Source organism: Hufsiella ginkgonis (assembly GCF_009834915.1).
In the GTDB taxonomy this organism is placed as follows: Bacteria; Bacteroidota; Bacteroidia; order Sphingobacteriales; family Sphingobacteriaceae; genus Hufsiella; species Hufsiella ginkgonis.
Genome location: NZ_WVHS01000002.1, coordinates 992,993 through 1,011,094, shown reverse-complemented (window position 1 = coordinate 1,011,094; position 18,102 = coordinate 992,993). Strand labels below are relative to the sequence as shown.

16 protein-coding genes are annotated in these 18,102 nt (G+C 50.3%); 13 read left to right on the top strand and 3 right to left on the bottom strand.

Annotated elements, in window-relative coordinates; genetic code table 11:
• The first annotated feature begins 20 nt into the window (after positions 1 to 20).
• From nhaA to GS398_RS11265, 6 genes are all read left to right on the top strand, one after another.
• Complete coding sequence (gene nhaA, locus GS398_RS11290; RefSeq protein ID WP_160906860.1) at positions 21 to 1,172, top strand: Na+/H+ antiporter NhaA; 1,152 nt, start codon at positions 21 to 23, stop codon at positions 1,170 to 1,172.
• A 177-nt stretch (positions 1,173 to 1,349) separates the two neighbouring features.
• A complete protein-coding gene (gene tig, locus GS398_RS11285) occupies positions 1,350 to 2,696 on the top strand; it encodes a trigger factor (protein WP_160906859.1) in 1,347 nt (448 codons plus the stop codon).
• A 105-nt stretch (positions 2,697 to 2,801) separates the two neighbouring features.
• A complete protein-coding gene (locus tag GS398_RS11280) occupies positions 2,802 to 3,494 on the top strand; it encodes an ATP-dependent Clp protease proteolytic subunit (protein ID WP_160907112.1) in 693 nt (230 codons plus the stop codon).
• Position 3,495: 1 nt separating this feature from the next.
• Entirely contained in the window at positions 3,496 to 4,737 is a 1,242-nt protein-coding gene (gene clpX / locus GS398_RS11275) for an ATP-dependent Clp protease ATP-binding subunit ClpX (protein WP_160906858.1), read from the top strand.
• 100 nt (positions 4,738 to 4,837) lie between these two features.
• Positions 4,838 to 5,701 (top strand): AMP nucleosidase, encoded by an 864-nt coding sequence (locus tag GS398_RS11270; protein ID WP_160906857.1) that lies wholly within the window; start codon positions 4,838 to 4,840, stop codon positions 5,699 to 5,701.
• Positions 5,702 to 5,821: 120 nt separating this feature from the next.
• Positions 5,822 to 7,183, top strand: a complete 1,362-nt coding sequence (locus tag GS398_RS11265) for a pyridoxal-phosphate dependent enzyme (RefSeq protein WP_160906856.1) — start codon at positions 5,822 to 5,824, stop codon at positions 7,181 to 7,183.
• Here GS398_RS11265 and GS398_RS11260 read toward each other — a convergent pair.
• Genes GS398_RS11260 through truA form a run of 3 tightly spaced genes read right to left on the bottom strand, consistent with a single transcriptional unit; the run spans position 7,180 to position 11,498 of the window.
• Positions 7,180 to 8,739 (bottom strand): ArnT family glycosyltransferase, encoded by a 1,560-nt coding sequence (locus GS398_RS11260; RefSeq protein WP_160906855.1) that lies wholly within the window; start codon positions 8,737 to 8,739, stop codon positions 7,180 to 7,182. The two genes, GS398_RS11265 and GS398_RS11260, sit on opposite strands and share 4 nt — an antisense overlap.
• 41 nt (positions 8,740 to 8,780) lie before the next feature.
• Positions 8,781 to 10,610, bottom strand: coding sequence for an ABC transporter ATP-binding protein (locus tag GS398_RS11255; protein WP_160906854.1), 1,830 nt, complete (start codon positions 10,608 to 10,610; stop codon positions 8,781 to 8,783).
• Between the two features lie 6 nt (positions 10,611 to 10,616).
• A complete protein-coding gene (gene truA / locus GS398_RS11250) occupies positions 10,617 to 11,498 on the bottom strand; it encodes a tRNA pseudouridine(38-40) synthase TruA (protein WP_160906853.1) in 882 nt (293 codons plus the stop codon).
• 143 nt (positions 11,499 to 11,641) lie between these two features.
• On the opposite strand from truA, the gene GS398_RS11245 reads away from it, so the two are divergent.
• The 7 genes from GS398_RS11245 to GS398_RS11215 all read left to right on the top strand — a co-directional run bounded on the left by GS398_RS11245 (position 11,642) and on the right by GS398_RS11215 (position 17,995).
• Positions 11,642 to 12,403, top strand: coding sequence for a hypothetical protein (locus GS398_RS11245; RefSeq protein ID WP_160906852.1), 762 nt, complete (start codon positions 11,642 to 11,644; stop codon positions 12,401 to 12,403).
• Between the two features lie 287 nt (positions 12,404 to 12,690).
• Positions 12,691 to 14,616 carry a threonine--tRNA ligase gene (gene thrS / locus GS398_RS11240; RefSeq protein ID WP_160906851.1) on the top strand — a complete coding sequence of 642 codons (1,926 nt, stop codon included), beginning with the start codon at positions 12,691 to 12,693 and terminating at the stop codon, positions 14,614 to 14,616.
• A 13-nt stretch (positions 14,617 to 14,629) separates the two neighbouring features.
• Positions 14,630 to 15,199 (top strand): translation initiation factor IF-3, encoded by a 570-nt coding sequence (gene infC, locus GS398_RS11235; protein WP_160906850.1) that lies wholly within the window; start codon positions 14,630 to 14,632, stop codon positions 15,197 to 15,199.
• A gap of 145 nt (positions 15,200 to 15,344) precedes the next feature.
• Positions 15,345 to 15,545, top strand: a complete 201-nt coding sequence (gene rpmI, locus GS398_RS11230; protein WP_160906849.1) for a 50S ribosomal protein L35 — start codon at positions 15,345 to 15,347, stop codon at positions 15,543 to 15,545.
• Between the two features lie 75 nt (positions 15,546 to 15,620).
• Positions 15,621 to 15,965, top strand: a complete 345-nt coding sequence (gene rplT / locus GS398_RS11225) for a 50S ribosomal protein L20 (RefSeq protein ID WP_160906848.1) — start codon at positions 15,621 to 15,623, stop codon at positions 15,963 to 15,965.
• Between the two features lie 342 nt (positions 15,966 to 16,307).
• Positions 16,308 to 17,222 (top strand): DUF72 domain-containing protein, encoded by a 915-nt coding sequence (locus tag GS398_RS11220; protein WP_160906847.1) that lies wholly within the window; start codon positions 16,308 to 16,310, stop codon positions 17,220 to 17,222.
• Positions 17,223 to 17,359: 137 nt separating this feature from the next.
• Positions 17,360 to 17,995, top strand: a complete 636-nt coding sequence (locus GS398_RS11215; RefSeq protein ID WP_160906846.1) for a peroxiredoxin — start codon at positions 17,360 to 17,362, stop codon at positions 17,993 to 17,995.
• Positions 17,996 to 18,102: the final 107 nt, after the last annotated feature.

Genomic DNA, 18,102 nt, shown 5'->3' with positions numbered 1-18,102 from the left:
AATTCCAGTATCTTAGCCGGATGCGGAAACAGGTAGCCCATGCTTTCAGGGATTTCTTTCGTTCGGAACAAACCGGCGGTTTGATCCTGTTCTTTTGTGTGATCCTTTCGCTGGGCATTGCGAACTCGCCTTTTGGCGATGCTTTTGCCGGTCTGCTCTCCTGCCGGCTTTATTACCCCGTACTTTCCTGGATCAATGACGGGCTGATGGCCGTTTTTTTCTTGCTGGTTGGCCTGGAGATTAAACGTGAAATGCGTACCGGGGAACTTTCTACTCCACAAAAGGCCGCCATGCCTGTTCTCGCCGCACTTGGAGGGATGTTGTTCCCGGCCGCCGTTTTTGCATTTATTAACCAGGGGGCGCCTTCGCGTGCAGGCTGGGGGATCCCGATGGCCACCGATATCGCGTTTGCGCTGGCAGTGATCGGGTTGTTGGGCAAACGGGTGCCGGCATCGCTAAAGGTGTTCCTGGCAGCGCTGGCTATTGCCGACGACCTGGGAGCCATTATCGTGATCGCCGTGTTTTACACCGACGGACTGCATGCCGATCACCTGTTATATGCGGCAGCCATATTACTGGTATTGATCATTTTCAACCTGCTGAAAGTGAAGAGGCTGTATTTTTACCTCCTCCCGGGAATTTTACTCTGGTATCTCATTCACCATTCGGGGATCCATGCCACCATTGCCGGGGTGTTGCTGGCGCTGGTCATACCTGCACACGGTTCGCAGGGAACATCGCCGCTCGTTAGGCTGGAGCATATTCTCAATAAGCCTGTCGGCTTTATCATCATGCCGCTTTTTGCGCTCGCCAATACCAATATCCGGTATGAACCGGGAATGTTTGCGGGTTTGTCCTCGCCTTTGGGACTGGGGATCATGGCCGGTTTACTGCTCGGCAAGCCGGTCGGGATCGTGTGCTTCTCATGGCTGGCGGTTAAACTAAAACTGGGTGCGCTTCCCCACCGGGCAGGATGGATACACATGGCCGGTACCGGTTTACTCGCGGGTATCGGGTTTACGATGTCAGTGTTTATCGCACTGCTCTCGTTTAACGATGCAGGCCAGCAGGCAACGGCGAAATTTGCGATCCTCGTTACGTCTGCCGTCGCCGGCACTTGCGGGTATTTGCTGCTTACACGTGCCCGTACGGCCAGGCCCAAAGCGCGTTAATTAATCAAGCGCTGGGGCGCTCCCGCGTGGTATCTTCCCTGCCATGGCTTCCCCCGGCATAACATTTGTTATGCAAAACCCGTTAAAAAATCTTAATTTCGCGCCCCTTAAGTAGTCGCTAAAAAGGCGGGTAACGTGAAGTCAAATTTAAGTAAAAACGTACAAAACGAATAAACTATGAATATTACCCAGGAGAAAATTGATAACCTGAATGCAGTTGTTAAAGTTGTCATCAAACCTGAAGATTACCAGGCACGTGTTGAAAAAGCGATCAAGGACCAGGCAAAAAAAGCGAAGCTTCCCGGATTTCGCCCGGGCATGGTGCCGCCCGCACACATCAAAAAGATGTATGGCAGGAGCATCCTGGTGGATGAAGTGAATAACCTGCTCAGCGATTCGATCAACAATTACATCACCGACAACAAAATCGACGTGCTCGGTCAGCCATTGCCGAAAATGGATACCGGGAAAGCGTTCAACTGGGATTATAACGACGAGTTTGAATTCGATTATGAACTGGGACTGGCCCCGGAATTCGACCTTAACTTTTCGTCGAAAGATGCATTAACCTCATACGAAATCCGGATCGACGAAGAAACCCTGGCATCGAGGATCAAGAACCTGCGCAAAAGTTATGGCAAAATGTCAAATCCTGACGTATCGGCAGAAGGTGACGTGCTTTATGGGGAATTAAAACAGCTTTCGTCGGATGGTGCTGTTTTTGAAGAAGGAATTACCAGCACCGCATCCGTACGTCTTGACCAGGTAGAAGACGGGGAAATTTTGAGATCACTTACCGGCTTGAAAAAAGATGACGTGGTTACTTTCGATATTCGTAAAGCGTTCCATGGAAACGCGACGATCATCGCCAAAGTGCTGAACATCTCCGAAGAAGATGCACAGGACCTGAGGTCTGACTTCCGGCTTACGGTTAAAAATGTGAACCGTTTAAGCGAGTCGGACCTTGACCAGGAGTTCTTTGATAAGGTATTTACACCGGGTACCGTAACCACGGAGGAGGCTTTCAAAGCCAACGTGACGGCGGAGCTGGAGTCGATGATGGAACAAAACTCCGAGCAAAAGCTGCAGAATGATCTTCACAAGTTCGTTACAAGGCAGGTGAACTTCGAGCTGCCAGACGAGTTCCTGAAACGCTGGCTGAAGGCGACGAACGAGAAGCTTACCGACCAGGAACTGGAAGAGGGGTACGACGATTTCGCCGCTAACCTGAAGTGGACACTGATCGGCAATAAGATCGTGAAAGACAACGGGATCGAGATTAAGTACGAAGATGTGTTTAAAACAGCAAAAGCGCGCCTTGACGCACAGTTCAGGATGTATAGCCCGCAGCCGATCCCCGAGGAGCAGCTGGCGCAGTACACCGTACAGTTCCTCCAGAACAAAGAGAATGCGAACAAGATCTTCGAAGAAGTGAAATCTCTGAAAGTTTTCGAATACCTGAAAGACGTGATCACGATAAATAAAGAGACGATCGGGTACAATAAATTCCTCGAGTTGGCATAACGGAAAGTTGTCTGTTGTGTGAGTGTAGAGGGTCGGAAAAATTGTTAGCACATTGTCATTTGTATTTATCTTAAACTTTACACTTTAAAAACTGTATAACTTTAAATTATGATTGATAAAAAAGAATTTCGCAACTACGCGGTTAAACACCACCGCATAGGAAGTCAGCACGTAGATAGTTTTATCGGCCGCGTGGAGAATAATTTCCCGAAAGGAATGACGCCTTACATCATAGAGGAACGTCAGTTAAATGTGGCCCAGATGGACGTGTTTTCGCGGCTGATGATGGATAGGATCATTTTCCTGGGCGATGCCATCTACGATTCGAACGCCAACATTATCCAGGCGCAGCTATTGTTCCTGCAATCTGCAGATACCAAGCGCGATATCCAGATCTATATCAATTCACCGGGAGGTTCGGTTTACGCCGGCCTGGGGATCTATGATACGATGCAGTATATTTCGCCCGATGTGGCAACCATCTGTACCGGTATGGCCGCATCGATGGGAGCGGTATTGTTATGTGCCGGCGCAGCCGGGAAAAGGGCGGCGCTGCCGCATTCCCGTGTGATGATCCACCAGCCGTCGGGAGGCGCGCAGGGCGTGGCTTCGGATATGGAGATCAACCTGCGCGAAATGTTGAAGCTGAAAAAAGAATTATACGATATCCTTTCAAAACACTCCGGCCAAAGCTACGAGTGGGTAGAGAAAGCATCCGACCGCGATTACTGGATGATCGCATCTGAAGCGAAAGAATATGGCATGATCGATGAGGTCCTTGCCCCAAGCCCTAAATAAAATGAGTAAAAGCAATAAGGATATCAAGTGCTCTTTTTGTGGTTCCGGCAAACAGGACACGCTGATGCTGATCGCGGGCCTCGATGCCCATATCTGCGATAAGTGTGTAGCCCAGGCTAACCAGATCCTTTCGGAGGAATTGGTAACCCGCAAATATAAATCCACGCAGTCCCACCTCACGCTGCTGAAGCCGCAGGAGATCAAGACGCACATGGACCAGTACGTGATCGGGCAGGACGATGCCAAGAAGGTGTTATGTGTGGCCGTTTATAACCATTACAAACGCCTTAACCAGAAGATCGACAAAGACGAGATCGAGATCGAGAAATCGAACATCATCATGGTAGGTGAAACCGGTACCGGCAAAACCCTGCTGGCGAAGACCGTTGCCAAGATCCTGAATGTTCCGTTCTGTATTTGCGATGCCACCGTGTTAACGGAGGCCGGCTATGTAGGCGAAGACGTGGAGAGTATTCTCACCCGCCTGCTGCAGGCCGCCGATTATGACGTGGCGGCTGCCGAAAGAGGCATCGTGTATATCGACGAAGTGGACAAGATCGCCCGCAAGAGCGATAACCCTTCCATCACCCGCGATGTGTCCGGAGAAGGCGTGCAGCAGGCATTGCTTAAGATCCTGGAAGGTACGATGGTGAATGTTCCGCCACAGGGCGGGCGAAAGCACCCCGACCAGAAAATGATCGCGGTGAACACCAACAATATCCTGTTTATCTGCGGCGGCGCATTTGACGGCATAGAAAAAAAGATCGCCAATCGCCTGCGTACCCAAACCGTCGGTTACAAAGTGAGCCGCGATGAGCTCTCGATCGACCTCAAGAACCTGTATAAGTACATTACTCCGCAGGATCTACGCGCATTCGGGTTGATCCCGGAATTGATCGGAAGGCTCCCGGTGATCACGCACCTGAACCCGCTGGACCGCTCAGCCCTGCTGAACATCCTTACCGAGCCGAGGAATTCGCTGATCAAACAGTATAAAAAGCTGTTCGACTATGAGAACATTAGCCTCGATTTCGACCAGGAGGTATTCGAATTCATCGTAGATAAGGCTATGGAGTTCAAGCTTGGCGCGAGGGGGCTGCGCTCTATTTGCGAAGCCATTATGATCGACGCCATGTTCGAAGTTCCTTCCGCAAAGAATAATCCCAAGGACCTGTACATCACCCTGGATTATGCGGAGGAGAAATTTTCGAAATCGGATATTAAGAAATTAAAAGTAGCTTAGAACGTTGGACGTAATACGTTAAACGTTGTACGTAGATCCGTAATACGTTGTACGTGTAATGCCCCAGGCAGGAGCGTCCGACGTATTACGTACAACGTATATGAACGAAGAAAAAGACATTAAAAAAGATCCCGGGATCGTGGCGCAGGCCGAAAAGATCCGGGAAGTGGAAAGCCCGGTAAAAAAGGGCCTGAAATCTAAAGAAGAAATTGTGAACAACTGGCTGCCGCGGTACACCGGCAGGCGACTCGACCAGTTCACCAGCTTTATCCTCCTCACCAATTTCTCGAAATACCTGCAGCTCTTTTCGGAGTGGCATGACAATGCACCGATCATGGGCCTTGACAAGCCGATGCAGAGCGTTTCCGCGGAAGGCATTACCCTCATTAATTTCGGAATGGGGAGCCCCCTGGCGGCGACCATGATGGACCTGCTGAGCGCGATAAAGCCAAAAGCGGCGCTATTTCTCGGCAAATGCGGCGGCCTTAAAAAGAAAAACAACCTGGGCGACCTGATCCTGCCCATCGCGGCCATCCGGGGAGAGGGAACGTCCAACGATTATTTCCCGGCAGAAGTACCTGCGCTGCCTTCCTTCGCGTTGCAAAAAGCGATCTCGACCACCATTCGCGATCATTCACGCGATTACTGGACAGGAACGGTATACACCACCAACCGCCGCGTTTGGGAGCACGACAAAGAGTTTAAGAAATACCTGAAAACGCTGCGTGCGATGGCTATCGACATGGAGACCGCCACGATATTTACTACGGGATTCGCCAATAAGATCCCTACCGGGGCGATCCTGCTGGTGTCTGACCAGCCGATGATCCCGGAAGGGGTGAAGACCGCGGAAAGTGATTCTGCCGTTACGGAGAAATACGTGGAAACACACTTGAAAGTAGGCATCGATTCGCTGAAACAGCTGATTAACAACGGGCTGACCGTACGTCACCTGAAATTCTAAACCTGGACATCGCCATTACGCCGCGCCCTTTGCCGGAACCAGGCGCCTTTTCAAGCGAAGGCCGCAAAAAGGGCTTTAGATTCTCTATAGAATTGATATACTAAATACTACCTTTGCCCGATGTGGTACAAGAATATATTAGAAACGATCGGGAATACCCCGCTGGTCCGGTTAAATAAGATCACCAGGGATGTGAGCGCCACCGTACTGGCTAAAGTAGAGACTACCAATCCAGGCAACTCTATCAAAGACCGGATGGCCATCAAGATGATAGAGGACGCCGAGCGGAGCGGTGCATTGAAGCCCGGCGGCACCATCATAGAAGGTACATCGGGCAACACCGGGATGGGTCTTGCGATCGCGGCGGTGATTAAAGGCTATAAATGTATTTTTACCACAACTGATAAACAATCGAAGGAAAAAACCGACGCCTTGCGGGCATTTGGTGCGGAGGTGATCGTTTGTCCCACGAATGTGGACCCGGAAGATCCAAGGTCCTATTATTCGGTGTCGTCGCGATTAGTACGCGAAACCCCAAACGCCTGGAAACCCAACCAATACGACAACTTATCAAACAGCCAGGCCCATTACGAGCAAACAGGCCCCGAGATCTGGGAACAGACGGAAGGCAGGATTACACACCTGGTAGTAGGGGTGGGCACGGGCGGAACCATCTCCGGTGCCGGAAAGTACCTGAAAGAGCGAAATCCCGGCATCCAGGTATGGGGTATCGATACGTTCGGCTCCGTTTTTAAGAAATATAAGGAAACGGGGATCTTTGATAAAGACGAGATCTATCCTTATATCACCGAGGGGATCGGCGAAGACTTTCTTCCGCAGAACGTGGATTTTTCGGTGATCGACCTGTTTGAAAAAGTAACGGATAAGGATGCGGCGTTGACCACGCGCGAGATTGCCCGTAAAGAAGGCATTTTCGCCGGTAACTCGGCTGGCGCGGCAGTGGCCGGATTGCTGCAGCTAAAGGACCGGCTGAAACCGACGGATGTCGTGGTGATCATTTTTCACGATCACGGATCGCGTTATATGGGTAAGATGTATAACGACGACTGGCTGCGCGAACGCGGCTTCCTGCACGACGAGAAGTTAACGGCGAAGTCGATCCTGGCCAAACGTGATCGACAGGAGATTGTGACCATCGACGCCGATAAAACCATCCTGGAAGCGGTGAACACGATAAAGACCCTTAATATTTCCCAGATCCCGGTTACCCAACAGGGCATGGTGATCGGGAAGATCACGGAGAGCGACGTACTTTCAGCGTTGCTGGAAAACCCGTCGCTTAAGGCAAGCAAGGTGCAAACGATCATGACGCAATCATTTCCTTTTGTGGACCTGAATACGTCGATCGATAAGATCTCGTCGATGATCAGCAAGGAGAACACCGCGGTGCTGCTGGAAGATGAGATGGGTAAGATCGAGATCATCACCCAGTACGATATTATCAGCGCCATTTCCGGTTAGTCGCTTTTGCCGGAGCGGGCTTCTTTGAGCTTGGCTTCGTACGTATTACGGATGCCGTCGAGCGGGTTCCAAAGGAGGTATACCGAGGCGCCTTTTTCGCGTGCGTAAGGATTAAGCACTTCGCCAACTTTCTGAAAAGACTTGAAACCTGCGCTGACCCTGGGCACACCCCGTGCTTCCGACACATAGATCAGGTATTTAGGCTCGATGCTGGCCGGCGCCCAGAGGAGGTAGCTGCTGTTAAAGGAAACGGCTTTGGGCAACAGGTACTTCTTCCCGAGGTGGTCTATTGCGCCCGCCATTCCATAATTTTCCGCAAAAATGGTCACGAATTTTTTGTCGGCGGCACTCACCAGGCTATATGCTTTTTCCACGTGATCGGTTATCTCGTTCCATCCGAGCATATCCGCATAATCCTGTGTAGTGGCGTGCATTTGCTGGTCCTCCCATCTCAGCGGGAAGTCGATGTCCATCTTTTCTGAGGCGAAAGCGAAGAACTTTACGGTGACAGGGAGCGACAGGACGGGAATGGCAATAGGTACGAATAACAGCGCGGGCACGAGGCAGGCGCCGAGGATGGTATATCTCCCGGGGGAAGTAAGGCGGGTCATCACGCGGTCCCAGGCAAGTCCGCCGGCCGCGAACAGGGCGGGGTAAGCGCCAAACCCGTAGTACACCTTTCCATGAAGAAGGAGCAATACCACCATCGTGGTAACGAATGCGTACGAGATGAAGGTAAATTTGCTCTTTACCCGGCTGGCGAACAGGTATACCATTCCGGGGATCCAGATCAGCAGGCCGGTAGCATGGATCATAAGCGATTCAAGGAGGAATGTGAAAGGATCTACATATTCCAGCTGGGTCTTTTTGAGCTCCCGCATGTGTGCGAGCACCGGGAAATCATGGCTGATCTGCCAAAGCAGGTTAGGCAGGAACAACAGGAGGGCCACCAGCATGGCGCCGATAACATGCCGGTTAAACAGCATTTTGCGTTGTGAAGAGATCAGCAGGCCAACAAACAGGCTGAATCCGTACAGGAGCATGGTGTATTTATTGAGCATCCCGATGCCGCATGCCACGCCGAGGCAGTACAGGTAAGTGATCTTTTTCGTCTGGATATACTTTACCATGAAATAGGCCGCAAGTGTCCAGAAAAGCTGGTCGAATACGACGGGCTGCAGCAGGTATTGGCTGGCAAGAAACGCGGGCGATAAGATCACGCCGATACAGGCGGCGCTCACGGCAAACCGTTTTCCGCCCATATGGACCACCATCAGGCCGGTAAGATAGACGATGAACGCGCCGGCGATAGAAGGGATCAGCCGGGAGGCGAATACTGAATCTCCAAAAAGATGCCCCGACAGCCAGGAAATAAACGCAATAAAAGGAGGAACTTCCTTAAACCCCCAATCCAGGTGATCGCCCAATGCCAGGTACAGCAGCTCATCCCGGTGAAAACCGAAATTGCTGTTTGCGGCAAGATGAATAACGAGCTTGAGACAAGTGAAAAGGAGGATCAGGCGGGCTTCTTTTAGGTTTCTCCTGAAGATTGACATGTAGCTGTGAAGTTAGTCCGGATAAATATAAAGAAAGAAAGTTACTTGTTTATTCCTGCAGTGGTAAACTGGAGGTCATATAATCGCTTATAATAGCCGTTCATCTGGAGCAGTTCCTGGTGCGTGCCGGCCTCCCTGATCTCTCCTTTATCGAGCACCAGTATTCGGTGCGCGTTCTGGATGGTCGACAGGCGGTGAGCGATCACGATCGAGGTGCGGCCGGTAAGCAGCTTGCTGATGGCATTTCGGATGAGCAGCTCGGTCTCGGTGTCCACGGAAGAAGTCGCTTCATCGAGTACCAGTATTTCCGGGTCGTTCACCAGGGCGCGGATAAAGGAAATGAGTTGTGCCTGCCCTGTAGAAAGCGTGGCCCCACGTTCCATCACTTCATAATCATATCCGCCGGGAAGGCGCTCAATAAATTCGTGTGCGCCCACTTCTTTTGCTGCTGCGATCATTTTTTCACGGGAGATGGCCGGGTTGTTCAGGCTGATGTTACCCGCAACGGTATCGGAAAAGAGGAATACGTCCTGGATCACGGTGCCGATCCGCGAGCGCAGGAAGTTAAGCTCGTATTCGCGGATGTCGATGCCGTCGAGCGTAATATGGCCGCGGCCGATCTCATAGAAGCGGTTCAGGATATTTATTACGGACGATTTCCCGGCGCCTGTAGCACCAACCAGCGCCAGTGTTTCGCCGGGACTGATATGGAAATTGACGTCTTTCAGCACCCATTTATCGGTATCGGGAGGCGTTTCTCCTTCTTTGGGTGCTGTCGGGTAGGCGAACCAGACCCCGTTAAAACGTATTTCTCCCCGGATCGTTGCGGGCTGCAGGTGGCCTTCGGAAGAAGTGAACTCGTTAGTATCCAATACCTGGAAGATCCGGTCGGCACCAACCATCCCCATTTGTAGGGTGTTAAACTTATCGGCCATCTGGCGGATAGGCCGGAAGAGCATGTTGGTGAGCGCAATGAACGAGATCACCAGTCCGGGGGTAACGCCTTTGGCGGAAACGGAAAGCTCCGCCAGTTGCTGGTCGGATAAGATGCGCCCCGACCCGTACCAAACCAGTAGCCCCATAGAAAGTGCCGAGATCAGCTCCACTACCGGGAAAAAGATCGAGTAATACCAGTTAGAGCGGATATGCGCATCGCGATGCTTTTGGTTCACCTCGTTAAACCTGAGCATTTCCTGCTTCTCGCGGGCAAAATACTGGATGATGGCCATCCCGGTAATGTGTTCCTGCAGGAATGTATTGAGCCGGGCCACTTGCGTGCGCACTTCCTGGAAAGACGATTTGATCGCTTCCTGGAAAATATACGTGGCGAGGATCAGCAGCGGCAGCGGTACGAGCACCACCAGGGTAAGTTTCCAGTCTTTTACCGCCATAAAGATCACGATGCCGATCACCAGCAACAGGTCGCCGAGGATGGAGATGAGGCCTTCGGAAAAAATATCGGCGATCGTTTCCAGGTCAGAAACGGTGCGGGTGATAAGCATGCCGATAGGTGTACGGTCAAAATAACTGAGCCGGAGTGCGGTGATGTGGTTGAAAACCTTGATGCGGAGGTCCCGGATCACCGATTGCCCGATGGAATTGGTAGAATAGGTCTGGAAATATTGTACCAGCGTTTGCACCAGCAGCAGCACGATCATGAGGATGATGATAAAGGTGAGTCCTTCAAAATCGTCTGCCAGGATGTATGAGTCGATGGCCTTTTCCATCAGCAGCGGCTGCGACAGCGAAATCGCCGACAGGAATATCGTGAAAAATGCAGCCAGGATGAACGTAGCCCGGTAAGGGGCAGCCAGCTTTAATAAGCGGCCGAGCAGCCTGGTGTCGATGACTTTACCGGTTACCTGCGACATGAGCGTTTAATTGTTAACGTGGGTAATATACGGATACTCCACCGCTGTTAGGTAGAGTCCGCAGGCTGGAACCGAAGCGCCGGCGTTCGACCTGTTTTTGCTTTCAATGATCCCCCGGATGGCAAGGGGCGATATCTTCCCCCTGCCGATCTCCATCAGCGTACCTACAACGGCGCGCACCATATTGCGCAGGAACCGGTCGGCAGAGATGTAAAATACCAGGCTGTCATCTCGCCATAGCCATTCGGCCTTCGAAACGGTGCAGTTATTGGTAAAAACCTGGGTGTTCGATTTGCTGAAACAACTAAAGTCTCGAAAATCGGCCAGCTGTACAGCAGCCTGGTTCATGGCAGCTACGTCAGGAACATCGCGCAGCAACCACGAAAAGCCGTGCTTAAACGGATCTTTCATAAAATGTACGTGGTATTCATAAGACCGTAACGTAGCGTCGAAACGTGCATGCGCCCCTTCATTAACCGCGATCATCCGTTTTACGGCGATCTCAAACGGGAGGAGGGCATTAATGCCGTTGGTGACGTGCTGATGGCTGATAGCTGACTGCTGTTGGCTCATAGCTGATAGCTGACTGCTGATAGCTGTTGACTGATGGCTGATAGCTGACGGCTGACCGCTGATAGCTGACTGCTGATGGCTGATAGCTGATAACTCATCCCTTCCTTCGAGGTCGAAATGTAAATAGAATTGTTTGGCATGTACACCGGTATCGGTCCTTCCGCAGCCTACGGTGGCTATTGGTTGCCGGAAATAAATCGACAAGGCTTTCTCAAGCACCTCCTGCACGGTCGCTGCATTGGGTTGCACCTGCCAGCCATGGTACTTGCTGCCATCGTAGGCGATCTCGAGAAAGTAGCGGCTGGGTCGGTTCACGGGGCGAAGATAAGAAACAATGGATAATGAAGCATAGGCTGGCCATGATCCCGTTTTAACACTTCTTAACCTTTTTTAACAACTCCGCTTTACGCGATGCCTTAATTTCGGTAATTATTAATTTCAACTTAAAACGCAAGCATATGTTAAAAAAGTTTTACACAATTTGTCTCCTGGTAACTGCCGCAGTTATCAACATACAGGCGCAGGACAAAACGTCGGGAGTGATCTACTATGAGCAGGTGATCGAGCTCAAGATGGCGAACGGGCAACCCGGCGGCGGCGTAGTCGCTTTTGGCGGCGGTGGCAGCGTGACCCTACCTAAAAGCATAACCAACCATTACGAGATCGAATTCAGCCCGGCAGGAGCGAAATACCAGAAGACGATAGAGGACGTAGCCCCGGCCACCGGCGGACTCGTAATGCGCATGGGCGGAAGCGAGCGTGAGATGTTTTTCAGGGACGAGAAAGTGATCGAATCTTTCGAGCTCGACGGTGAGCCCCTGATGATGGAAAATAAGCTTGGTTACGGCTCCGCAAAGGCGGAAAACACCGACGAAACCAAAATGATTGCCGGTTATACGTGCAAAAAGGCGGTGATCACCGGCCTGAACGATGCGAAAACCACGATCTGGTATACCCCTGAGCTGGCGTTCAAAGCTTCGCCTTTGTCTGCTTTCTGGACAGAAGGTGTGGTGCTCGGCATAGAGAACGACCGCATGAAGATGTTTGCCACCAGCATTGAGTACCGCAAGGTAAAGGATTCCGAATTTACCCTTCCCAAAAAAGCCAGGCTCCTTACCCAGGAAGAATATGCCAAAAAGATGGAAGAGTTTCGTGCTAAAATGGGCAACGGGATTTCTGTCGGCCCGAACGGGGAACGGAGGGTGATCAGGATGAACTAAACAGGTTTTTAGGGTAGACGTTCGACGTTGTGCGTGATACGTGCTGGTGTAGAGCAGGTATGATGTGCAACGTTTTTATTTTGATCGGTTGCTGCAAGTTAAACGCACCGGCATCATGCACGTACCGCGCCATGCGTAACGTTAAAGCAAAATATCTTGTATTAGAAAGTTTTGCCTACTTTTGCCCCTCATAAAATATCACGTCGTAAGTGATAGCAGAGAACATATTTTATTAACCGGTTCCTGGCTTTTTCGAAAGTACAGCCAGTACCAGATCATAGTTGTAGATGATTAATATTACACTTCCCGACGGATCCGTCCGTCAGTACGACAGTGGGATCACTTCGTACCAGATTGCGCAATCAATTTCAGAAGGACTGGCCAGGAATGTGCTTGCCGCCGAAGTAGACGGACAGGTTTGGGACGCAGCACGCCCGATTGACGCGGATGCTTCTGTAAAGTTGCTCACCTGGAATGACCTTGCCGGCAAATCCACGTTCTGGCATTCGTCGGCACACCTCATGGCCGAAGCGCTGGAAGCGCTGTACCCCGGTACTAAGTTCGGCATCGGCCCTGCCATCGAAACCGGGTTTTATTACGATGTCGATTTCGGCGATCGCGAGTTTTCTTCCGATGATTTCAAAAAGATCGAGGATAAGATCCTCGAACTGGCCAGGACAAAATCTGAATTTATCCGCAAACCGGTAACTAAAGAGGATGCTATCGCCTATTTCACCGAAAAGGGCGACGAATATAAGCTTGACCTGATCAGGGACCTGCCGGACGGATCGATCACGTTTTACACACAGGGCGAGTTTACCGATCTTTGTCGCGGACCGCATATTCCAAATACCGGCTTTATTAAGGCCGTAAAACTGACCAACGTAGCAGGCGCTTACTGGCGTGGCGACGAGACCCGCAAGCAGCTGACCCGGATCTATGGGGTAACCTTTCCAAAGCAAAGCGAGCTGACCGACTACCTCCACATGATCGAGGAAGCCAAGAAACGCGATCACCGCAAGCTGGGGAAAGAACTGGAGCTATTCACCTTCTCTGAAAAAGTAGGTATGGGCCTTCCGTTGTGGCTGCCAAAGGGCGCGATGCTTCGCGAAAAGCTGGTGAATTTCCTGCAGAAGGCACAGGTGAAATCGGGATATGAGCAGGTGATCACGCCGCATATCGGTCATAAAAACCTGTATATTACTTCAGGACATTATGAAAAATACGGCGCGGATTCTTTTCAGCCGATCAGGACCCCGCAGGAGGGGGAGGAGTTCTTCCTGAAACCGATGAATTGCCCGCACCATTGCGAGATCTATAAGTCGAAACCGAGATCGTATAAAGACCTTCCTGTTCGCTATGCGGAGTTCGGCACCGTTTACCGGTACGAACAAAGCGGGGAGCTGCATGGATTGACCCGTGTACGCGGGTTTACACAGGATGATGCGCATTTATTCTGTCGCCCCGACCAGGTGAAGGAGGAGTTTAAAAAGGTGATCGACCTGGTGCTGTACGTGTTCGGGGCCCTTGGTTTTGAGAACTATACCGCACAGGTTTCCCTGCGCGACCCCGCCAATAAAGCCAAATATATCGGCAGCGATGAAAGCTGGGCATTAGCGGAGAGCGCCATTATCGAAGCGGCGGAAGAAAAAGGATTGCCTACCGTCGTAGAACTCGGCGAAGCAGCATTTTACGGCCCGAAGCTGGATTTTATGGTGAAAGATGCGCTTGGCCGCAAATGGCAGCTCGGCACAATCCAGGTTGATTACAACCTCCCCGAGCGATTCGAGCTGGAATACACTGGCAGCGACAATCAAAAACACCGGCCGGTGATGATCCACCGGGCACCGTTCGGCTCCCTGGAGCGTTTCGTGGCGGTATTGATCGAACACTGTGCAGGCAACTTCCCGTTATGGCTCAACCCCGTACAATTCACCGTGCTGCCGATCTCTGAAAAGTATGAAGATTATGCAAAAAAAGTTTTAGAATCGCTTAATAATTCCGATATTCGCGGCTCCATTGACCTGAGGGATGAAAAGATCGGTCGCAAAATACGCGATGCCGAGGTGAAGAAGGTACCATATATGCTGATCATCGGGGAAAAAGAGATGAACGATGATCAGGTATCCGTGCGGAAACACGGTCAGGGAGATTTAGGAAGCATGCCTGTTGGAAGCTTTAAGGATCAGTTAATTACAGAAATAACAATTTAATATAACATAGCATTTGGCATTAGGTAGACCAGGATTCAACAGAGGGCCCCGTCCTCCGTTCAAGAAAAAAGAAGCAGAGCACAACATTAACCAGTTTATCAAAGCGCCTGAAGTGCGGCTGGTAGGCGATAATGTTGAGCAAGGCATATTTTCATTGAAAGATGCATTGGCGATCGCCCATGAGCAGGAACTGGACTTAGTCGAAATATCGCCAAATGCGGTTCCCCCGGTTTGTAAGGTTGTTGACTATAACAAGTTTATCTATGAGCAAAAGAAGAAGCTCAAAGAGATCAAGGCCAACGCTAAGCAAACGGTAATTAAAGAGATACGTTTCGGTCCGAATACCAACGATCACGATTTCCAGTTTAAACTGAAACACGCGATCAGTTTCCTGGAGGCAGGCGAAAAGGTGCGGGCCTATGTGCACTTTAAAGGCAGGGCGATCGTGTACAAAGAGCATGGAGAGATCCTGTTGCTGAAGTTTGCCCAGGCCCTTGAAGAGGTAGGGAAGGTAGAGCAACTGCCAAAGCTGGAAGGAAAACGGATGTTTTTAACCGTTGCCCCGAAGGCCGGGAAGAAGTAGTAACGTTTGACGTGAAACGTTTGACGTTGTACGTTTGATACGAGTTAAATGATGTCCGGCTTTTCCCGGGCAGGAGTAGGATAATAATAGTTAGTAGTAAACAAAACGTCTGACGTAAAACGTCAAACGTCCAACCCAAAGTGTTATGCCAAAAGTAAAAACCAATTCCAGTGCTAAAAAGCGGTTCAAGCTTACTGGAACAGGTAAGATCAAGCGCAATAGTGCGTACATGAGCCACATCTTAACCAAGATGTCGACTAAACGTAAGCGTAACTTAAGCCACAGCAGCCTGATTTCGGATGCTGACTTAGGTAACGTAAAACGGATGCTCGGTATCGGTAAGTAATTAATTAATTTTTAACCCAGGCTTTCGGTATTAAGTTTCTGTAACAAGAGCGCCGTCCGCCAAAAACAAACAAACATGCCACGTTCGGTTAACGCAGTCGCGTCAAGAAGAAGAAGAAAGAGAATCCTCGACCTAGCCAAAGGTTACTGGGGATCAAGAAGCAAGGTTTATACTGTTGCTAAGAACACGGTGGAGAAAGGTTTGCAATATGCTTACCGCGACCGTAAAACCAAGAAAAGAGAATTCAGGGCGCTTTGGATCCAGCGTATCAACGCAGGTGCCCGCCAGCACGGAATCTCTTACTCACAATTGATCGGTAAATTAGCTGCTAAAGAAATCGGCCTGAACCGTAAGGTATTGGCTGACCTGGCGCTGAATAACCCCGACGCTTTTAAAGCGGTGATCGATGCGGTGAAATAAGGGATTTTAATTCCGGTAATAAAAAGAGGGATGACGTAAATGTTATCCCTTTTTTGTTAAGACGCAGTGCTGGAGCGGGCTTTCTTGATCAGGCAATATTTTGGGGCGACCCAGCTCATTCCTCCCTCCCCTTCGGTGAACTGTCCAGGTCGCTTGGCGTGTCAACCTACTATTACTAATGCCATGTACTACCCATTGCATTGCGCGGTAGTTACTCCATTACCGGGGAGCTATCATTGAACGAAAGATGGATGGTATATGGAATAGCAGGCTTTTTAAAGGAAATGGAAAATATTCTTTGATGGATATTCTTACGAGATAATTATCAATTATCTTCGTTCTATGGATTTCGGTCGTCTCCCCCAAGAAGAGCTAAACAGCGTAGATTTTACGCTGCCCCCTGATAAAGCGCTCACCCAACAAGTGCTCAATGGTACAAGGCTAGACGAAATTGAACTTTTTGTCGGTTGTGCCAAATGGGGACGCAAGGAATGGGTCGGTATGATCTATCCGCCGAAGACGAAAGAAGCAAAATTCCTGGATGAATACGTAAAACACTTTAACAGCATCGAGCTGAATGCCGTTTTTTACGGGATGCCTAAAAAGGAGCAGGTGCGTACCTGGCGCGAGAAGGCGGAAGCGGGAAGGAAGGGTTTTAAGTTTTGCCCCAAGTTTACGCAAAGCATCAGTCATATCCGCCGGTTAAAGAACGCCGACGAGGAAACCTCGAAATACCTGGAAAGTATTTCGGAGTTTGGCGAATACCTGGGACCCTGTTTCCTGCAGTTAAGCGACAACTTCGGTCCCAATAATTTTGATACGTTAAAAGAATATCTCGAAAAACTTCCCCACGATTTTAAAATGTTCGTGGAAGTACGTCATAAAGAATGGTTCGCCGATCTTTCCGTCCGCAACGAGCTGTTCGATATGCTTCACGGGCTTAACAAAGGCGCCGCAATCACCGATGCCAGCGGTCGCCGGGATTGCGTGCATATGGAACAGCCGACAGCGGAAGCGTTTATTCGCTTTGTTGGGAACGGGCTGCACCCAACCGATTTTACCCGGATAGATGAGTGGGTGGAACGCCTTGCGGTTTGGGTAAACAACGGCTTGCGGTCGATCTGCTTCTTCCTGCACCAGCACGACGAGAAAGACACCCCGATACTTGCAGATTATACCATTAAAAAGCTCAACGAGCGGTTGGGAACTAACCTGGCGCCCCCCGGGTTTATCGCAAAAGAGCCACTGCTCCTGTAGTGCGGTCTGATTCACCCGGTAGTGTCACAACTTATTTTCTACCTTATTCTGACACTGCCGCTTGCATTACTGGATAAAAACCTACTAAATTAGTAGATAATTAACCTGATTAGCATTAACCCAAAATATAACTTATCATGAGTTTAAGATTAGGCGACAAAGCCCCCAATTTCCAGGCCCACACTTCGCAGGGCGACATTGACTTTTATGAATATACCGGCGATAGCTGGGTAGTTTTGTTCTCGCATCCGGCAGATTATACACCTGTTTGCACCACCGAGCTTGGCCGTACCGCTTCGTTAAAAAGCGAGTTCGACAAGCGGAACGTAAAGGTGCTCGCATTGAGTGTTGACCCTGTGGAGAAACACCACGGCTGGATCAGCGATATTAACGAGACCCAAAACGTGGAGGTGAATTTTCCCATCATCGGCGATGAAGACCGCAAGATCGCGGAAGCCTACGATATGATCCACCCGAATGCGTCGCTCACCGCTACGGTGCGGTCTTTATTCATTATCGCCCCCGATAAAACCATCAAGCTGATCATTACTTACCCGGCTTCAACAGGCCGTAATTTTGTGGAGATCCTGCGTGTGATCGACTCCCTGCAGCTTACCGCCAACTACAGCGTAGCTACTCCGGCAGACTGGAAACATGGTGAGGACGTGGTGGTGGTACCGGCCATAAAAACGGAAGATATTCCCGCTAAATTCCCGAAGGGTTATACAGAGGTGAAGCCGTACCTGCGTACTACGCCTCAGCCGGATATTTGAAGGGATGGAGAAAGATGGAGAATAGAGAATAGAGAATAGAAAATAGAGAATAGAATACAGGCGCCCATTCTCTATTCTCTATTTTCTATTCTCTATTTACTAATTAC

Excerpts from the sequence above, each read along its gene's own strand:
- nhaA (WP_160906860.1), top strand. The coding sequence starts at position 21 with ATGCGGAAACAGGTAGCCCATGCTTTCAGGGATTTCTTTCGTTCGGAA.
- tig (WP_160906859.1), top strand. The coding sequence starts at position 1,350 with ATGAATATTACCCAGGAGAAAATTGATAACCTGAATGCAGTTGTTAAA.
- clpX (WP_160906858.1), top strand. The coding sequence starts at position 3,496 with ATGAGTAAAAGCAATAAGGATATCAAGTGCTCTTTTTGTGGTTCCGGC.
- GS398_RS11270 (WP_160906857.1), top strand. The coding sequence starts at position 4,838 with ATGAACGAAGAAAAAGACATTAAAAAAGATCCCGGGATCGTGGCGCAG.
- GS398_RS11265 (WP_160906856.1), top strand. The coding sequence starts at position 5,822 with ATGTGGTACAAGAATATATTAGAAACGATCGGGAATACCCCGCTGGTC.
- GS398_RS11260 (WP_160906855.1), bottom strand. The coding sequence starts at position 8,739 with ATGTCAATCTTCAGGAGAAACCTAAAAGAAGCCCGCCTGATCCTCCTT.
- GS398_RS11255 (WP_160906854.1), bottom strand. The coding sequence starts at position 10,610 with ATGTCGCAGGTAACCGGTAAAGTCATCGACACCAGGCTGCTCGGCCGC.
- GS398_RS11245 (WP_160906852.1), top strand. The coding sequence starts at position 11,642 with ATGTTAAAAAAGTTTTACACAATTTGTCTCCTGGTAACTGCCGCAGTT.
- thrS (WP_160906851.1), top strand. The coding sequence starts at position 12,691 with ATGATTAATATTACACTTCCCGACGGATCCGTCCGTCAGTACGACAGT.
- rpmI (WP_160906849.1), top strand. The coding sequence starts at position 15,345 with ATGCCAAAAGTAAAAACCAATTCCAGTGCTAAAAAGCGGTTCAAGCTT.
- rplT (WP_160906848.1), top strand. The coding sequence starts at position 15,621 with ATGCCACGTTCGGTTAACGCAGTCGCGTCAAGAAGAAGAAGAAAGAGA.
- GS398_RS11220 (WP_160906847.1), top strand. The coding sequence starts at position 16,308 with ATGGATTTCGGTCGTCTCCCCCAAGAAGAGCTAAACAGCGTAGATTTT.
- GS398_RS11215 (WP_160906846.1), top strand. The coding sequence starts at position 17,360 with ATGAGTTTAAGATTAGGCGACAAAGCCCCCAATTTCCAGGCCCACACT.